Origin of the sequence: Flavobacterium zubiriense (assembly GCF_041729725.1) — a bacterium.
In the GTDB taxonomy this organism is placed as follows: Bacteria; Bacteroidota; Bacteroidia; order Flavobacteriales; family Flavobacteriaceae; genus Flavobacterium; species Flavobacterium zubiriense.
In genome coordinates, this window is record NZ_JBCFQL010000008.1 from 54,737 (window position 1) to 71,682 (window position 16,946).

The window sequence follows — 16,946 nt, forward strand, 5'->3', positions numbered from 1 at the left end:
TAGAATTCATCTTAAATAATTAGTTTGAGTTTACCCTTTGGACGTACTTATTTTTTTAATTACGTTCAAAGGGTTTAATAATTTTAAAATCGATTAGAATGAAATTATATAAATTATTTAGCATACAACTTGTTTTTTTGTTGTTAGTGTCCTGTTCTAAGGATGATATTCCAACCCAAACAAAGCCTGTAAAAGAAGTTCCAGTAGAAGAAACAATTACTTGGCCATTAGCAACGCCTAAATTAAAGGTGGTTGGTAAATATTTAAAAGATCCTTGTGGCAATATAATTAATTTGCATGGGGTTGCCATGACTCCAAGCCCTTGGTTCAATGGAGGAGCCGTAGGCGAATGGCGTTGGAATAATTATGATGTTGTTTCTTGTTTGCAGTATAACAAAGCAATTATGAATAAATTATCTGATGCTAAACAAGGTTGGTATCTTAATTATGTACGCTTGCATATTGATCCATATTGGACTAACAATTTAGGAGTTTCAGGTATTCAAGAAAATGATATTTCTCAATTTAATGTCAATCGTTTCAAGGATGCTGTAGATAAAGTGATTATTCCTCTTATTGCACATGCTAAAACAAGAGGAATGTATATTATTTTGCGTCCTCCTGGTGTTTGTCCTGAGCATATAGCAGTGGGTGATGCTTATCATAATTATTTAAAAGTAATTTGGGATTATATTTCGAAACATCCTTCTCTTAAAAATTCAGATCATGTGATGTTTGAACTGGCTAATGAACCTGTAAGAATTAAACTTGCCGATGGTACTTATGGGGCTAATACCCAAGCTCATTTTGATCAGTTGAAATTATTTTTTCAACCTATTGTCGATATGATTAGAACTAATGGTGCTAATAATATCCTTTGGATTCCAGGTTCAGGATGGCAATCACAATATAAAGGATATGCTGTTAATCCTATTGAAGGTGAAAATATTGGTTATGCTGTGCATATCTATCCTGGATATTGGGGTAAAGACAATAATAATCCCACGTTATTTAGAGCCAATTGGAATGAACACATAAAACCAGTCGCCGATATAGCACCTATTGCCGTTACAGAAATTGATTGGGGACCAGACAAGTATGCCGTTTGGGGAAAAGGTGGAGTAACAGGAACAGCAGGAGGTTGGGGGTTTGGAGCTAATTTTAAACTTCTTACAGATGAATCAGGTAATGTAAGTTGGAATGTTTTATCTCCAGAAAATCTTATTGATAAAGGATCTATTAATGGAGGTATTGCTTATGATAATGATCCACAAGCATGTGCAAATCCTGTTCATAAATGGTTTACAGAATATGCTAAAAAGATGGTTATTTGCATTAAATAGGTGTAAATACATATTGATCAATATTTTTTCGAATTTGTAAATCATTTTATAATCTAATTAACTCATATTGAGTATGGATAGCTTAAGTATTTATAATTTTAACATTTGGAATATTGATAAGATTTAGTGTAGAATATGATGAAGAAATTATCAAATTTATACAGTGATTATTTGATCTGTTCTAGCTCTTACACTACTAGTATGTCTAGTTTATTAAATATAAAGCACCACAAGGTTTCTAAAGAATTATTCAAAAGAGATTATGACAGTAAAATTTTTTGGAAAGGGTAAAATCATACGTTCAAGAACTCACATAATCCAAAGATACCATCACATTAAATTTTGATGATTCGATCGAGGAAAAATTAAATACTGATGTTAGCGCACTTTGTTGCCATTACGACCATAGTTTTAGCAGCTTAGTGAAAGCGGTGAATTTTCTGTACGATTAACTTGAAGTTGATGGAGGCGGTATTTTGCTTATTGGGGTTGGATTTGTGAAGAAAGACTCTTGGGAAGTTGATTCTAAAACAGGTAAATTAAGCGTAAAGCTAGCGTGACAAGAAATGAGCTTTTCAGAAAGATACTCAAATAATGCAATGGCAAATTTCATTTTGATTATGTTTTGGCTTAAAGCTGGTATTCATCGGCAAAGTATATGATTTGCTGTAAATAAGAATTGAAAAACCAATTTTTTATGGCTTAAAAAACATTAGAAAATAGCATTATCAAAAGAAAATAATGATAAAAAGGAATAGATGAGTATTGAAACACTAAAGCTAGAACAGCAAACTGTGGAGATTTGTCTCAAAGAATTAGATTTTACGCTGTTGCTCACAAAAAGTTTTCAAAAACAAGAAGGATACAATTGGCGGCTTGTAGTGATTTAAATATGACAAAATAACTACGATCTACAAAAAATGGTAGGGTGTAGAATAATATCATAAATCCATAAAAAACAACACTGGTTTTATCAATTTGCCAACAAAAAAAACAAAACTCAAACCAGTCATTATGTTTTGTCCATTGTAGTCTACGTAAAGCTGGAATGGCTCAAACAAAGAACAAACAAAAATCATTTTGCAATGAAAGCCCAAATTTTTTTAGCATCTCAAACAGAATTAACAATATTGTTAAAACCTTAAAAATCAGTGTTTCTGTGATGTTTTTATGTGATATGAGTTGTTAATAATACAAATGTTAAACTGGATGTTTGATAACTTTTTTTCAGTAAAGTGATTTAATAATTAATTACTGTCTTTAAAACTGTTTGGTTAAATACTTGTAGTAAAACAGAATCAGTTTTTTATTGAAGCTGCCTTTTGGGCAGCTTTTTTATGTTCATTAAATCCCAATCACGCTATTGGAATTTAAAAACGATAATCAAAGTTTGCTATGGCTCCAAAGACCGTTAAATCCTGTTTTTTACTTAGGTCAATTTTCAAAACAAGTTTATCATTTTTGCCATTTTCAAAGAGTGGTATATGAATCGAATAGGCATATTAATTTTATAGATTAGATTACCAAAAAAAGACATTGATAAAAAGCTGAAAATTTCTTGACGATTATAACCATAAAAAAAGCCATCAAAAAAAAGATGGCTTAGTTTTTTTAAAACAGGGTATTTTTAATGTCCTCCTCCTTCAGATTCAACGTGTAAAACGCCTTGTTTTTTCAGGATTTTAGGGCAATAAAAACCGTAAAATGCTAAATAACCAAATCCTAAAAGAGGTATAGTATAAGAGAAATGAGTCCATGAAATCCCCATTATCCCTTCTGGATTACTTAAATCAAAATCACATATACTTCCTTGAATTAACGGAATTACACCGCCACCTAAAATCATCATAATTAGGAATGACGAAGCTTTCCCTGTATTTTTTCCTAAACCAGCAATAGCTAAGTCAAAAATAGAAGGCCACATAATAGATAGGAACAAACCTCCTGAGATGAAAAAGAATTTTGCAATTTCTCGATCAGGATAAACTAAACCAATTAGCATCATGACTAATCCAGAAACACCAAATAGCATTAATGTTTTCCCCGCGTTTTTGCCGCCAATAAAACTGATTAGAATAAAGATTAATATCCAGATAGGATAAATATAAAAAGCATCAACATTGTGCTCTGCAAAAACATTAGTGACGATAATTACACCAAAAGCCAATGCAGGAACAATAAACTTAAGTAACATATTTGTCATTTTCGAAGTATTGAAAACATTGACACCACCGTTCCAGCGACCTATCATTAAACTTCCCCAATACAAAGCAATAAATGGAGGAATGGCTTCTTCTAAGATATTTCCAAATTCGGCAGTTTGTAGCAAAGCAGGAAGATTACTAATTATTGTTACTTCAGTTCCTACATAAATAAATATAGCAATCATTCCCAAATACAATTGTGGATAATCTTTAATGGCAAATTTTTTATTACTCGTTTCAATTTTTATTTCTTCTTCTTTTGCAGGATCTTCAATTTTAGACATAAGCATAAAAAGTGCCACTAGAATAAAAGCAACTCCTAAAATGATAAATGGAAGTTTGATGTCTTCTAGTGAAAGTGTGGTTTTTTCGCTATTTCCCATCCCGAATAATGCAATTCCTAATAAGATAGCACCTATAGTGGTTCCAAATGAATTAACTCCTCCCGCCAAAGTCAAACGATGTGCTCCGGTTGCAGGACTTCCCATTTTAATGGCTAACGGATTGGCTACAATTTGTTGGATAGAAAATCCCAAGCCTACGGTAAATAATGCTGTTAGGAAAAAAGGAAAGCTTTCCATTGTTGCAGCTGGTACAAATAAAAACGAACCCAATGCCGAAACCATTAAACCAGCTGCCAATGTTTTTTTATATCCAAATTTTTGTAACACATCTGATTTTAATGAAACAAGAAAAAAGATAATAGAACCTACAAAATAAGCGGCATAAAAAGCCCAAGCTACTAATTGAGATTGTACTTGTGATAAGGTAAAAACCTTTTTAAATACAGGAATTAAAATATCATTGGCTGAGCCAACAAATCCCCAGAAGAAGAATACGGTTACCAGAGAAATAAATTGTCCCCATTTGGTTTGTAAATTTTCAGAATTCATAATTTTTTAGATGTAATTTTAGTTTATTCTTTTTTTTATTAGTGAAGTTTTGCGTAAATGTATTTTGATTTTTTTTTAGTTCAAAAAGTTTACCTGCTTTTTTGTTTCGAAATGTTGTTTTTTCGACGAAACGTTTAAAAAGTGCATGTTTTGACTAAATTTCACCTGTAATAAGCTTTCATAATATAGTTTTTTTCTTATTTTAAATATTAAAATGGTGTTTGGGTTTTTATGCTAATCGTACTAGCAGAGAAATAGTGCAAATAGAAGAAACGGTTTGTGAAGGATTTTCAAAGATTGTGATCTTTAAAAAACTATAAAAATTCGTTTTTTATCTGTCCCATCAGTATCATCTGTTGGCTATTTTTTTACTTAGTACGACAAGCGGACATTCATGCTATATAAATACGCTCTGATTATTCCATGCCTTTGATTTATGTAACAAATCGCAGTAATTATGTAATGTTTAAGGCTCGGTTTCAAGTTAGTTTTGCCATTATTAATTATAAAAATAAAAAAATGAAAAAGAGAAGCTTAATGCTAGTACTTATTGCATTCATCGGGATTTTTGCAATATCATGTGATGGTGATGACAATGACGGGGAAACTTTAGCACCACTTAAGGGAAAATGGAAGCTTTCAATGGTAGGAACTGTGGTTGATGGTAGCGAACAATTAACAGTGGCGCCAGAAAATGAAAATGGTTGCGAAAAAGATTATATGGACTTAAGAGTAAGTAATGTTGTCGTTTTTGGAGATTACACTACACCTATACTTAGTAGTGAATGTGAATTAGCAACTACAGAAGGTACGTATGTAAGGTCGCATAATAATTTAACAACAACAATCGGAGGGACAGCAAAGACCCAGGATATTGTTAATTTATCTCTTAACGAACTTAAATTAAGAGACAGTGCAGGAAACATCACAGTTTATACAAGGTAAGCTGTATTGTTCAGACAATTTTAAAAGCTTCATTGAAAAATGAAGCTTTTTTTGTAGTTTTTTTCTTTATTGGAGCAAGTAATTTCCTTGCAGAGAAACACACAGTTTGTCATTCCGACGAAGGAGGAATCTCATCAAGTAACTCGGCAAAGTCGTTCGTCATTGTGGGCACGGAAAAAATTTCCGCGCTATCGGGTTTTATAATCCCAAATATATTAAATTATTCCTACAAATAAAGATAAATCCTAACTTTAGAAAGCATTCTTATAAATAGGTATTTTTTTGTACTTTTGCAGCAAATTTTATAAAAAATATTCATGTTAACAGTAAATAATTTATCAGTTCAGTTTGGTAAGCGAATTTTATTCGACGAAGTAAATACCACTTTTACTCACGGTAACATCTATGGTGTCATTGGTGCTAACGGTGCTGGAAAATCAACTTTTCTTAAAATAATTTCTGGCGAAATGGATCCTACTTCTGGACATATTCATTTAGAGCCAGGAAAACGTATGTCGGTTTTAAACCAAAATCACAACATGTTTGATGAGCATACTGTTTTGGAAACTGTTTTGATGGGAAATAAAATTTTATATAAAGTAAAAACCGAAATGGATGCTTTGTATTTGGACTATAATGATGCTAATGCTGATAGAATTGGAGAGCTTCAGGTTCAATTTGAAGAAATGAACGGATGGAATGCCGATTCAGACGCTGCATCAATGTTGTCAAATTTAGGAATCAACGAAGAGCATCATTATACTTTAATGGGGGATTTGGAAGGAAAAATTAAAGTGCGTGTCCTTTTGGCACAAGCCCTTTTTGGAAATCCAGATTTACTTATTATGGATGAACCTACCAATGATTTGGATTTTGAAACCATCGCCTGGTTAGAAAATTTCTTAGCAAATTACGAAAATACAGTAATTGTAGTATCTCACGACCGTCACTTCCTGGATGCGGTTTGTACTCATATTTCGGATATTGATTATAATAAAATAAACCATTATTCAGGAAACTATACTTTTTGGTACGAGTCAAGTCAATTAGCTGCGAAACAAAGAGCACAACAAAATAAGAAAGCCGAAGAAAAGAAACAGGAATTGGAAGAGTTTATTCGTCGTTTTTCTGCGAATGTGGCGAAGTCGAAACAAGCGACTTCTCGTAAAAAAATGATTTCTAAATTGAATATTTCTGAAATCAGACCTTCAAGCCGTCGTTATCCTGCCATTATTTTTGATCAGGAACGTGAAGCAGGAGATCAAATCCTGAATGTAGAAGGTTTAAGTGCTTCTGTGGACGGAGATACCTTGTTTAAAGGAGTAGATTTGAATATGGCAAAAGGAGACAAAATTGTGTTGTTTTCTAAAGATTCTCGTGCTACAACTGCTTTCTACGAAATTTTAAATGGAAATCAAAAAGCAGATTCAGGAACTTTTGATTGGGGAGTTACGACTAATCAGGCTTATTTACCAGGAGATAACCATTCTTTTTTTGAAAGTGATTATTCCTTAGTAGATTGGTTGCGTCAATGGGTAAAAACAGAGGAAGAACGTGACGAAGTTAATATTCGTAGTTTCTTAGGGAAAATGATTTTCTCTGGTGAAGAAGCGTTAAAAACATGTCGTGTGTTGTCAGGAGGAGAAAAAGTGCGTTGCATGTTATCTCGAATGATGATGGAAAGGGCTAATGTTTTGATGTTGGACGAACCAACAAATCACCTGGATTTGGAGTCGATTACTGCTTTTAATAACTCTTTAAAAAACTATAAAGGTTCAATTATTTTCACCACTCATGACCATGAATTTGCTCAAACAGTGGGAAATAGAGTAGTAGAGCTAACGCCAAATGGTGCTATAGATCGCTACATGACTTTTGATGAATATTTAGAAAACGAAGGCGTTCAAGAATTAAGAAAGAAAATGTATAATTTGTAATTTAATTCACAATTATTCGATACAGATATTAAAAAAAAGTACTGTATAAAAGTATTTTATTTAGCAACTAAAAAGGGTTTGACTTTAATTTAAAGTTGAACCCTTTTTCCTTTTAAAAAATGAAATAGTACTCTCATTTAATTCGTGTTTTTTTAATGTTAAGTTGTTCTGCTTTGCCAAGTTTTTTTTGTAATATTACTGTCAAATGATTTTTGTATGCGGAAAATTAAATATAAGAAAGCACGAAAAGTACAGCCCAATCCACTTGAATATACGGGGAAACATAAGCGGTACGAATCGGAAATGCAGCTGTTTGTTTATGATGAATCCTCTTTAGTCGAAAATCATAATATAACCCTTTCTGATTTAAAGCAATGTATTGATTTAAGCAAAAACAATTGGTTGAACTTGCATGGTTTGAATGATATTGAAATTGTAGAAGGTATTGGTGCTTTTTTTCAAATTGATAGTTTTTGGCTTTCGGATATTTTAAATACTACTCGAAGAACCAAACTGGAAGAATCTAGCTCTAGTTTGTTTTTTAACATAAAATCAATTTTACCAGCTGAGAATTCCGACAATATTAGTGTAGAACAAATTAGTTTTTTATTGAAAGAAGGTGTTTTGATTTCTTTTCAAGAAAAAAGAAGCGATTTTTTCACACACATCAGGGAACGTATTCGCACAAAAACAGGTATTGTTCACACTAAAAGAGCTGATTATTTATTGTACTTGCTTTTGGATGCGGTGATTGAAAATTTTTATATTACAATTGAGAATGAAGAAGATAAGGTGGAAGAATTACTAACGCTTTCTAAAGTAAGTGCTGATCCTAAGATTTTAATTAGAATTGAAAAACACCGGGATAATTTTAATTTTTTAAAGCGCGCTATTATTCCGCTTCGTGATTCTTTGACAGGAATTAAGAGTTTGAAAGAAGATGTTATTTGTAATGTAATTGAAATAGATTCCTATGTCTATTTTTCTCGTTTGCATCAAAAAAGTTTGGAACTTTTAGAGCAAATCGAGTCGGATATGGAAATAGTAGAGAGTGCGTCAAATTTCTTTTTCTCGTCTCAAGGACATAAAATGAATCAGATCATGAAAACGCTAACTATAATTTCGTCCATATTTATTCCGCTTACGTTTATTGTAGGTGTTTATGGGATGAATTTTGAGTACATGCCAGAACTGCAATATAAAAATGGTTATTATATTGTTATTGGTGTGATGTTTTTAATTGTGATGGGAATGGTAGCTTATTTTAAAAAAATTAAATGGTTCTAAGAGCTTGTTTAAAAATCATCAAAATTAATTTCCCTATTCCGCCGTGGCGGATGTAATTTTGATGAATTTTTAAGAAATTTTCCACCCGCCGCGGCGGGACGGGGAAAAAGAAAATTATTTAAAAAAAAATAAATTTAAACAGGCTCTAAGTATTGAAAATGATAATTAAAGTTGAATTATAACGAATATATAATGTGTAAAAAACAATAAAATGAACAAAGCTATTTATATTGCTACTTCTGAAAGTAATAGCGGAAAATCGATTATTACTCTGGGATTAATGAGTATGCTTATTGGTAAAACAGCTAAAGTGGGTTATTTTAGACCTATTGTTGAAGATTTTGAAGACGGAAAATTAGATAACCATATCGAAACCGTAATTTCTTATTTTGGTTTGGATATTCGGTTTGAAGATGCTTTTGCCATCACCAAGAGCCAGTTAATCAAGAAGAAGAATAAAGGAAAAATAGGCGATGTTTTAGATTTAATTATTGAAAAATTCAAATATTTAGAAGAGCGTTTTGATTTTGTTCTGGTAGAAGGAACCAGTTTTAGTGGAGAAGGAACAGCTATCGAATTAGATATGAATGTTCTTATTGCTAAAAACTTAGGAATTCCGGCAATAATTGTAGGTTCGGGAGTTGGGAAAACACTGGAAGAATTTTTGGATAGTGGATACCTAGCGTATGATTCTTTTAAAAATAAAGAAGTAGAAGTCTTGGCTTTTATAGCCAATAAAATTCAGCCAGAAAACTTAAAATTGGCAGAAGATGGTTTGCGAAGTGTTTTACCCAAAGAAGTTTTGGTAAGCGCTATTCCTGTGATTTCGAGTTTAGATAATCCTACCGTTAAAGAAATAGTGGAGGAACTGGATGCTAAGATTCTCTTTGGTAAAGATTTTATCAACAATGAAGTAGGAAGTTTTAGTGTAGGTGCTATGCAATTGCGAAATTATTTATTGCACTTAAAAGAAAATGCGTTGGTGATTACTCCGGGAGATAGAGCCGATATTATTTTGGGAGCTTTACAAGCCAATGAATCCGTTAATTACCCAACAGTTTCTGGTATCGTTTTAACGGGAAATATTCTGCCGGAAGATAGCATTTTAAAACTTATTGAAGGTTTAAATAGTGTTGTACCAATTATTTCAGTAGATGGAGGTACATATCGAATAACCAATAAGATAGGTGCTATAAAATCTAAAATTTACGCTGAGAATAAACACAAGATCGAAACATCGATAAGTACGTTTGAAAAGTATGTCGATTTAGATGATTTGTCAAACAAATTGAGTGCTTTTGAAGCTGAAGGAATGACACCAAAAATGTTTCAGTACAATTTAGTAAAAAGAGCCAAACAGCATCGAAAACATATTGTCTTACCAGAAGGAAATGACGACAGGATTATTATTGCAACCTCGCGATTACTAGCGATGAATGTAGTTGATATTTCGATTATTGGAAATAAAAAACAAATAGAGAATAAAGTTGCCGAATTAGGAATTGCATTCGATTTTTCGAAAGTGAATATTATTAGTCCTATTGAATCTGAATATTATGAAGATTATGTAAATACCTATTATGAACTTCGAAAAAACAAGAATGTTTCTATGGCTATGGCCAAAGATTTAATGGAAGATGTGTCTTATTTTGGTACAATGATGGTGTATAAAGGTCACGCGGACGGAATGGTTTCAGGAGCGGCGCATACCACACAACATACTATTTTACCCGCTTTGCAATTCATTAAAACTAAACCGAATTCTAGTGTAGTTTCTTCTATCTTTTTCATGTGTCTGGAAGACAGGGTTTCTATTTTTGGAGATTGTGCCATTAATCCGAATCCTACTGCGGAACAATTAGCCGAAATTGCCATTTCTTCTGCCGATTCAAGCCTGGCTTTTGGAATAGAGCCTAAAGTAGCGATGTTGTCTTACTCATCCGGTTCATCTGGAAAAGGAGATGAAGTAGAAAAAGTGCGAACAGCAACTGAAATTGTAAAGAAAAAACGTCCCGATTTAAAAATAGAAGGGCCTATTCAGTACGATGCTGCCGTTGATATGGAAGTTGGAAAAAGTAAAATGCCTAACTCCGAAGTAGCAGGACAGGCGAGTGTGCTTATTTTTCCCGATTTAAACACAGGAAACAATACGTACAAGGCCGTTCAGCGTGAAACGGGAGCATTAGCCATTGGACCGATGTTGCAAGGTTTAAACAAGCCTGTAAACGATTTAAGCCGTGGTTGTACCGTAGATGATATTATTAACACAGTGGTAATTACAGCGATTCAGGCGCAGGGATTGTAATTTTTAATTTAAAGATTGAAATATTAAATGATTTAAAAATGAATCTTTAAATATTTCAATTTTTTAATCTTTTAATGAAATGTAAATGAAAATAGTTATTATAAATTCAGGAAGTTCTTCAATAAAATACCAATTAATTGACATGCCTACAAAAGAAATAATTTGTAGCGGAATGATTGATCGAATAGGATTAGAAACTTCAAATTTAACGTATAAAACCAATAAAGATTCATTGGAAGAAATCTTGCCTATTCCAAATCATAAAATAGGATTAGAGAAAATTTCGAAATTATTATTGGATGAAAGTATTGGTGTAATTAAAAGCACGCAAGAAATTGATGCTGTTGGTCATAGAGTAGTTCATGGAGGTGCTAGTTTTTCGAATACCGTTTTAATTACTGATGAAATAAAAGAAAAGATAAAACAACTTTTTGAACTTGCACCTTTGCATAATCCGGCTAATTTAGAAGGGATTATTGTTGCCGAGGAGGTTTTTTCTTCGGCTAAACAAGTAGCGGTTTTTGATACTGCTTTTCATCAAACCATGCCCGAAGTGGCGTATCGTTATGCGATTCCAAATTACTTATTGACCGAAAATAAAATCAGAGCCTACGGTTTTCATGGAACGTCTCATAAATATGTTTCGGAAAAAGCAATTGATTTTTTAGAGAAAAGCAGCAAAATAATTACGATTCACTTAGGAAATGGTTGTAGCATTACTGCGGTAAAAGACGGAAAAAGTATCGATCATAGTATGGGATTTGGTCCCATGAATGGATTAATTATGGGAACACGAAGCGGAGACATCGATCAATCGGTTATTTTTTATATGGTCAATACTTTAGGTTATCAATTAAGCGAAGTTAACACCGTATTACAAAAACAAAGCGGAATGCTCGGGCTTACCGGTCACAGTGATTTAAGAGATATTCAGGCGAATGCCGAAAATGGAGATACTAATTGTAGGTTGGCTTTGGATATGAATGTGTATCGCATTAAAAAATATATTGGGTCTTATGCGGCAGTTTTGAACGGAATTGATGCCATTGTTTTCACTGCAGGAATTGGAGAAAACTCTGCTTATATTAGAAAAGCTGTTTGTGCTGACATGGAGTTTTTTGGATTGGAATTAGATGAAACAAAAAATGAAGTTCGTTCGAATGCCATTCGAGAAATAAATACAACTCATTCTAAGGCTAAAATTTTAGTAGTTCCCACAAATGAAGAATTAGAAATAGCCAATCAGGTGTACGATTTGATTTTAAACTAGACTACAATACAATCCTTTGGCTGTGATTGTAAAAAAATAATCACAGCCAAAAAAATAAAGGAGGACGCACTTAATTATTGAAAGTTATTACAAATCTGGATCCTTTATTAATTTCACTTTCAAGGGAAATATGACCTCCAAGATTAGTTATGTGATTGTGAACTAAATACAATCCAATTCCATTACTATCAATATGGTTATTGAAGGTTTGATGTAAACCAAATATTTTTCCTTTTACTTTTTCCATGTCAAATCCTATTCCGTTATCCGAAATAATCAATTGGACAGAATTGTTTTTTCTTACAGTATGTATGGATATGTTAGCTAAGGTATTTGGTTTGACATATTTTATAGCGTTTGTAATTAAGTTTAAAAAAATACTCTTTAAATAAGATTTGTTAAAATTAATTTTTTCAACTTCAGAAAAATCAGTGTTAATTGTAGCTTTTGAGTTTTCTATTAATGAATTAATAGAAATTAAAACCTCGTTTAGGCAGCTATTTAAATCAATTTCTTCTAATTGCGAATTACTTTCATTTTTAGAATTTAAAAGTTTAATGTATTCGTTTAAATTTTCCTTTAAGGTGTCTGTTGTGCTTTTGAGTATTTTGATGAACTCTAAGGTTTCTTTGTTTTCAATATCGGCAGTTTCCATTAAATCAAAAACAGCAAGCATGTTATTTACTGGAGATCTTAAATCATGCGCTGTGGAATAGCTTAGCTGTTTGAATTCATTATTAATTTCAGTTAGCTTTTTTATATGTAATTTTCGTTCTTCTTCTAGTTCTTTTTTATAGGTAATGTTTTTAGCGACAGCATAAATCAGTTTTTCATTATCAACAGGAGTAGAGGTCCATAAAAGCCATACAACTTGTCCGCTTTTAGTTAAGTATCTGTTTTCAAAATCAAATAGAGGAATTTGACTCTTTAATTCGTTTCTCGCTAAACTGGTCTTCTCTTTATCTTGGCTATAAACAAAATAATTGATAGGCTTTGCTAACAACTCTTCTGTAGTGTATTCTAGAAGTTTGGAAACAGCAGGGTTAATTTTTTTAAAGTAACCATCGTATCCAATTATACAAAATAAGTCGTGCGATATATCAAAAAATTGTTCAAAGTTATTGAACACATCATAATCGTACGTTACGTCAATCTCGCTATTCTTGGTCATAATTAATCACTAAAAGGTTAAAATAGTATTAGGACAAGCAAATAGGTTAAAAAAAGACTTGGGAGAGTTTTTTTTTACAAAAATAAATTATTTTAGCAATTAAATCACTAAATACATTTTTATTTTATATAATAATTAATTGAGGTGTTAAGAAAAAGGAAGAGGTTCGTAATAAAACAAACCTCTTTATAAAAAAAATAAAGATTTACTCTATTTATCTTTTAAAAATTCTTCCAAATGCAATAATTCTTTGGAAAAAGAAAAAACCTTGTGATGCTTTGTCATCTGCTACACAAGAAGCAGTGAATAAACTTTTTAAGAAGGTTTTTATAAGTTTAAAACTAGAATGTATTGATGGTTTTTCTAATAGCTACTAATTTGGTCATTAAATCTTCAAAATAGTCCAAGTGCAGCATATTAGCTCCATCACTTTTGGCATTTGAAGGATCAAAATGGGTTTCAATAAAAATTCCGTCAACACCTACTGCAATTCCAGCTTTGGCAATGGTTTCAATCCTATCAGGACGCCCACCAGTTACTCCAGCTGTTTGATTGGGTTGTTGTAATGAATGTGTAACATCCAGCACCGTTGAAGCATATTGTTGCATAGTAGGAATTCCTCTAAAATCAACAATCATGTCTTGGTAACCAAACATTGTTCCGCGATCCGTAACCATAACGTTTTGATTGTTGCAATCCAATACTTTTTGAACGGCATGTTTCATGCTTTCCGGACTCATAAATTGTCCTTTTTTCAAGTTGACTGTTTTTCCTGTATTGGCAGCAGCCACAACTAAATCAGTTTGACGCACTAAGAAAGCAGGAATTTGTAAAACATCTACATATTGAGCTGCCATATCCGCATCTTCATTTGTATGAATGTCAGTTACAGTAGGAATATGAAAGGTTTCGGATACTTTTCTTAAAATTTTCAATGCTTTTTCATCGCCAATTCCTGAAAAACTATCAATTCGAGAGCGATTTGCTTTTTTGAACGAACCTTTAAAAACGTAAGGGATTTGTAATTTATCAGTAATACCAACTAATTTTTCGGCAATGCGCATGGCCATTTCTTCTCCTTCTATGGCGCATGGACCTGAAAGTAAAAAGAAATTGCCACTTTCGATATGCTTAATTTGAGGAATATTTTGTATGTTCATAGGTGTTTTTTTAGTAAATGCAAATGTAGTTATGATTTGCTATTTAGAGTTTTGATTTTCTGTTTTTTTTGGTATTGAAGAGAAAAAATACCTAATATACCGATATTCTATTGTATGTTATTTGTTACTTTTTTATCGAAAGCCCTACAGGACATTTTAAATATCCTTTTTCGTAGATATTCAGATATAAAAGAATTGGTTTTTTTTGACCATCCCAACGAATTTCATAAACGTTAAGAAATCCAGCTCCCATAGCTGTTCTCTTAGATGGGAACGGGCAGCAGGTTTCTAATTTTGTATAACTAATTTTTTCTCCTTTAGGCCCAGCCAAAGCATTTAGAAAGCGTTCTTCGTTTAACTGTTCATTATTAGTGTTATAATAAAAAATATTGATGGGATAATCTTGATTATAACCGTATTTTTTGTCCTTACTGTATTCAGTAATGATAAACGTATTGTCTTTAGAAATTTTAGGTATTGGAGCGTTATCATCTACGTTTTTCAAGCTTGATTTTGTACTAATACAAGAGCTGCTTAAGAACATTAAGATTATTGTAACAATTATTTTTTTGGAGATTATAAAGAGTATTAGCTTTTTATTTTCTTGTATTTGCTTACGTAAATTGGTTATTAATTGCGATTTCATAAAATTGAATTAATTTGAAATGTTTGGTTCACTTAATTGTCTTACAAAGATATTGAGAACTTCAAAGTTTAAGCTAGTTTTTTTTGTATTTATTTAAAGGGAATATTTTTTTTGCCTTATGTAACATTTCTCACATTGAGTTGTAGACTTAGTATTTAACTTTGTAAAAAAAAAATAATAGATATGGAATTGATTTATCATACTTGGTCTTGGTATATTTCGGGTTTTATAATTGGCTTGATAATGCTGATTTTAATTTATTTTGGAAAATCTTTTGGAATGTCTTCTAATTTGAGGACTATGTGCAGCTGGGTTGGTGCTGGGAAAAAAGTCACTTTTTTTGATTTTGATTGGAAATCACAACGATGGAATCTTGCTGTAGTTGCTGGTGCAATGCTAGGCGGTTTTGTGGCAGTAAATTATTTGAGCCATCCCACTAATGTAAGCTTAAATGCACAGACTCTTTTCCAGCTAGAGCAGATGAATATTGATGCTCCTGATGGTAAATTAATGCCAGAGGCTTTGTTTTCGAATCAGGTTTTTGAATCTCCAAAGGCCATTTTGATTTTGATAATTGGTGGAATATTAATTGGTTTTGGATCACGTTATGCTGGTGGATGTACTTCGGGACACGCTATTTCGGGATTGAGTAATTTACAACTTCCATCATTAATAGCCGTAATCGGTTTTTTTATTGGCGGATTAATTATGGCTCATTTTATTTTACCTTTAATTGTATAAGTTAGTCGAAAGTTTTAAAGTCTAAAGTGGCTTTATTGCTCAAACTACTACAAGTTACTATTTTAAACAACATGATATCGTTTCAAAATGCTACATTATATAGTTTTACCACTTAATTTATGAAATGAGCGTAAACTAAAATTAATTATAAAAAGCTAGAGGTATTATGCGAATTACATATTACCTATTAAAAACAATAAATATTAAAATATGAAATTAATAAAATTTATTTTGGTTGGATTTGTTTTCGGAATTGTATTGACCAAATCTGAAGCAGTTTCCTGGTATCGTATTTATGAGATGTTTCAATTCCAATCTTTCCACATGTACGGAATTATTATGGTTGCGGTATTGACAGGAATAATTGGAATCCAAATTATAAAGAGATACAAACTAAAAGACAATTCAGGGATTCCTATTTGTATTCCTGAAAAAGAACCTTCAACTGCTCGTTATCTTTTAGGCGGATTGATTTTTGGATTAGGATGGGCTTTAGTCGGTTCTTGTCCAGGACCTATATTTATATTGCTAGGAGCTGGTTTTAGCAGTGTAATTTTAGTGTTTGTAGGAGCTTTGGTTGGAACCTTTTTATATGGAGTTTTAAAAAATAAATTACCTCATTAAGAAAAGTTTTATTGCTATTTATTTTAAAAAAAACTTAAGAACATTTAAATTTTTTTAAATCTCTTAATGGTTTTAAAAAAATCATAAAAAAAAGCATTCGTCGAGGCGAATGCTTTTTGTATTATGGGTATGTAGTTGTATTAAATAATTTCGGCACTTAAACCTGCTTCTAAAAGCTGTGTGCATTGCGGTTTTAATTTTGTAATTGGTCCTGTTTTAACGGTACATTTTCCATTATAATGAACAATTAACGAACATTGTTCGGCTTGTTCTGGAGTATGTTCGCAAACACGCATTAGGGTTTCAATTACATGGTCAAAAGTATTAACATCATCATTGTAGACAATAATTTCGTTGTTTTTAGCTGTGACTTCTTGTACACTTACTCTTTCTCTAATTTTTTCTTTAGTACTCATTGTA

Annotated in this window: 13 protein-coding genes; 8 read left to right on the top strand and 5 right to left on the bottom strand. The window is 32.0% G+C overall.

The window, feature by feature from the left end; translation table 11 throughout:
• The first annotated feature begins 98 nt into the window (after positions 1-98).
• Positions 99-1,343, top strand: a complete 1,245-nt coding sequence (locus tag AAGV28_RS08590; protein ID WP_373406411.1) for a cellulase family glycosylhydrolase — start codon at positions 99-101, stop codon at positions 1,341-1,343.
• Between the two features lie 1,627 nt (positions 1,344-2,970).
• On the opposite strand, the gene AAGV28_RS08595 is transcribed toward AAGV28_RS08590, so the two are convergent.
• Positions 2,971-4,440: an MFS transporter gene (locus AAGV28_RS08595; RefSeq protein ID WP_373406412.1), complete on the bottom strand. Its 1,470-nt coding sequence runs from the start codon at positions 4,438-4,440 to the stop codon at positions 2,971-2,973.
• A 519-nt stretch (positions 4,441-4,959) separates the two neighbouring features.
• On the opposite strand from AAGV28_RS08595, the gene AAGV28_RS08600 reads away from it, so the two are divergent.
• From AAGV28_RS08600 to AAGV28_RS08620, 5 genes are all read left to right on the top strand, one after another.
• Positions 4,960-5,385 (top strand): lipocalin-like domain-containing protein, encoded by a 426-nt coding sequence (locus tag AAGV28_RS08600; RefSeq protein ID WP_373406413.1) that lies wholly within the window; start codon positions 4,960-4,962, stop codon positions 5,383-5,385.
• Positions 5,386-5,702: 317 nt separating this feature from the next.
• Positions 5,703-7,322, top strand: a complete 1,620-nt coding sequence (locus tag AAGV28_RS08605; RefSeq protein ID WP_373406414.1) for an ABC-F family ATP-binding cassette domain-containing protein — start codon at positions 5,703-5,705, stop codon at positions 7,320-7,322.
• A gap of 216 nt (positions 7,323-7,538) precedes the next feature.
• On the top strand, positions 7,539-8,609 hold the full coding sequence (corA, locus tag AAGV28_RS08610) for a magnesium/cobalt transporter CorA (RefSeq protein ID WP_373406415.1): 1,071 nt from the start codon (positions 7,539-7,541) through the stop codon (positions 8,607-8,609).
• A 211-nt stretch (positions 8,610-8,820) separates the two neighbouring features.
• Complete coding sequence (gene pta, locus AAGV28_RS08615; RefSeq protein WP_373406416.1) at positions 8,821-10,914, top strand: phosphate acetyltransferase; 2,094 nt, start codon at positions 8,821-8,823, stop codon at positions 10,912-10,914.
• 85 nt (positions 10,915-10,999) lie between these two features.
• Positions 11,000-12,184, top strand: a complete 1,185-nt coding sequence (locus tag AAGV28_RS08620) for an acetate/propionate family kinase (protein ID WP_373406417.1) — start codon at positions 11,000-11,002, stop codon at positions 12,182-12,184.
• Between the two features lie 70 nt (positions 12,185-12,254).
• Here the strand turns inward: AAGV28_RS08620 and AAGV28_RS08625 are convergent, their stop codons facing one another.
• The 3 genes from AAGV28_RS08625 to AAGV28_RS08635 form a co-directional block, all read right to left on the bottom strand.
• Positions 12,255-13,355, bottom strand: a complete 1,101-nt coding sequence (locus tag AAGV28_RS08625) for a PAS domain-containing sensor histidine kinase (RefSeq protein ID WP_373406418.1) — start codon at positions 13,353-13,355, stop codon at positions 12,255-12,257.
• 341 nt (positions 13,356-13,696) lie between these two features.
• Positions 13,697-14,515, bottom strand: coding sequence for a 3-deoxy-8-phosphooctulonate synthase (gene kdsA / locus AAGV28_RS08630; RefSeq protein WP_373406419.1), 819 nt, complete (start codon positions 14,513-14,515; stop codon positions 13,697-13,699).
• 124 nt (positions 14,516-14,639) lie between these two features.
• On the bottom strand, positions 14,640-15,059 hold the full coding sequence (locus AAGV28_RS08635) for a 2-dehydro-3-deoxyphosphooctonate aldolase (protein ID WP_373406420.1): 420 nt from the start codon (positions 15,057-15,059) through the stop codon (positions 14,640-14,642).
• A gap of 285 nt (positions 15,060-15,344) precedes the next feature.
• On the opposite strand from AAGV28_RS08635, the gene AAGV28_RS08640 reads away from it, so the two are divergent.
• Both AAGV28_RS08640 and AAGV28_RS08645 read left to right on the top strand, forming a co-directional pair.
• Entirely contained in the window at positions 15,345-15,902 is a 558-nt protein-coding gene (locus tag AAGV28_RS08640; RefSeq protein WP_373406421.1) for a YeeE/YedE family protein, read from the top strand.
• 210 nt (positions 15,903-16,112) lie between these two features.
• Positions 16,113-16,526: a DUF6691 family protein gene (locus tag AAGV28_RS08645; RefSeq protein WP_373406422.1), complete on the top strand. Its 414-nt coding sequence runs from the start codon at positions 16,113-16,115 to the stop codon at positions 16,524-16,526.
• Between the two features lie 140 nt (positions 16,527-16,666).
• On the opposite strand, the gene AAGV28_RS08650 is transcribed toward AAGV28_RS08645, so the two are convergent.
• Entirely contained in the window at positions 16,667-16,942 is a 276-nt protein-coding gene (locus AAGV28_RS08650) for an ATP-dependent Clp protease adaptor ClpS (RefSeq protein WP_373391525.1), read from the bottom strand.
• Positions 16,943-16,946 lie beyond the last annotated feature (4 nt).